Genomic DNA, 1,706 nt, shown 5'->3' on the forward strand with positions numbered 1-1,706 from the left:
GGATGACCCATGGTAATACACCTCACTTTCTTTTGCATTCTGACGTGCTTCTTCTTCCGATATAGAACGATTTCGAATTTGGGGATCGGCTGCTTCTCTCGACAATTTCTTTGTCGCGGGTATCGGAACCAGACCTGATCGCTCCAGCGTTAACGTCTTCTTCAGCTTTCGCAAGCCGTTATATAAGTGTGTCTTCACCGTACTTAGGGGGAGATCGACCAGGTCCGCGATCTCCTGTAGCTTCAGATCATGGAAGAATCGAAGCGAGATGACTTCCTGCTGAATATCCGGCAGGCTCTCGAGCGAGGCTGCAATTTCCAGAGAAGTCTCCTGCTGCTCCATCAGTTCTTCGGCACCTGGTGCCGGATCATAAGCGTCCGGCAAATCCTCTCCTGCAGGTCCCTCAGACCTGAAGGTCGCACTTTTCCAGTAGTCTTTGCACAAATTAAGCGCAACCCGGTATAACCACGAGCGTACATGCTCGAGCGTTCCATGCGTCTTCAGATGCCGAATTAATCGAATAAAGGTTTCCTGTACGATATCCTGGGCCTTCTGACTGTCCTCCAGCCGCCTGGTGGTATAACTCAACAGCGGCCCATGGTACCTCGTCACCAGCATTTCGAACGCTTCCTGGTCACCTGCAGCCATACGTTCTGACAACTGCTGATCGGAAATCATGACTCTCCCCCTTTCTACGTGTAGCTTATCCTTCCCAATTCCATACTCTCTCTATTATACCGGAGGTGTTGATTTGTGCACGGATGCAGTCAAGCTTGCGTTACTGATCATTCATGACCCGTTCCCACTCCCGCTCCCATTGTGAGTACGAAATCGGCTCCTCCAGTGGCCGCAGCGGATTCGAATTCGTGCTGGGCAGCATCAAACCTTGCTGATAGAAATGTGTTAAAATCTGCTTCACCTGATCCCCTTTCCCTTCCAGCAGCGCTCGTCTGACTTTGGTAGCCATCGTAATGCCGATTTTATTCTGGGGATCCGTTCCGCTGCCATTCTTGAATAACAGCTCCTGTACGGATCTCAGGTTCATATAAGCGGATCTTAACTGTCTATCACTCAAGCCCTTTTCTTCAATGTAATAAAGATACCAGAACAGACTACTGATCTTTCCACGGACATCCCGCTCTGGATTTTCATAACCATAGCCCAGGCTAGCCTGGGAACCGAATAAAATATTGTTCATCCACTCGCCCGCCAGGTTTGCTGGATTATAACGATCCTGAATCGATAAAACAATATGATCATGCTGTCTGCTTAAGTTGCTGCCTTGACCAAGGAATAATATCGTGTCGATACCGGAGCGGAAAGAAGGCAGCCAGCTGCTGAAATAATCATGCTTCAGCTGCAGATCCTCAGCCAACCCGATTGTCGCATTCTTCATATAAGGCGTCGTGACGAACCTATAAGGAAGCCCAGTCTTCTGCACTTCGATCCAGTTCCCCCCTCCAAAGAGCGAGAGGTTTTGCGTTATCCCGTTCTGCGCAAACTGCTGATAACCCGGTCTGCGCTCCAGCTCCACAAGCCCCGTATAAATGTGATGATCATACCCCTTGACGGTTAACCTCATGTCACCGTAGGAATAGGCCATCAACCCATTGCTTCCACCGGTGAAGATACGCGAAGGCATCTCTGCGGTATCTTTGAGATACACGTTCTGATGACCCGGCAACGGATACCATGCCATGTAACCC

The 1,706-nt window shown here is 49.8% G+C and carries 2 protein-coding genes; both read right to left on the reverse strand.

The features are described 5' to 3' along the window. A partial coding sequence (locus tag ACFRAK_RS28345; RefSeq protein ID WP_394573091.1) for an RNA polymerase sigma factor occupies positions 1-678 on the reverse strand: 678 nt, incomplete at its 3' end. Between the two features lie 100 nt (positions 679-778). Continuing rightward, the gene (locus ACFRAK_RS28350; protein WP_394573092.1) at positions 779-1,666 is read right to left on the reverse strand and encodes a hypothetical protein; all 888 of its coding nucleotides are present in this window, start codon (positions 1,664-1,666) and stop codon (positions 779-781) included. Positions 1,667-1,706: the final 40 nt, after the last annotated feature.

The sequence above is a fragment of the Peribacillus sp. NPDC056705 genome, assembly GCF_043656335.1.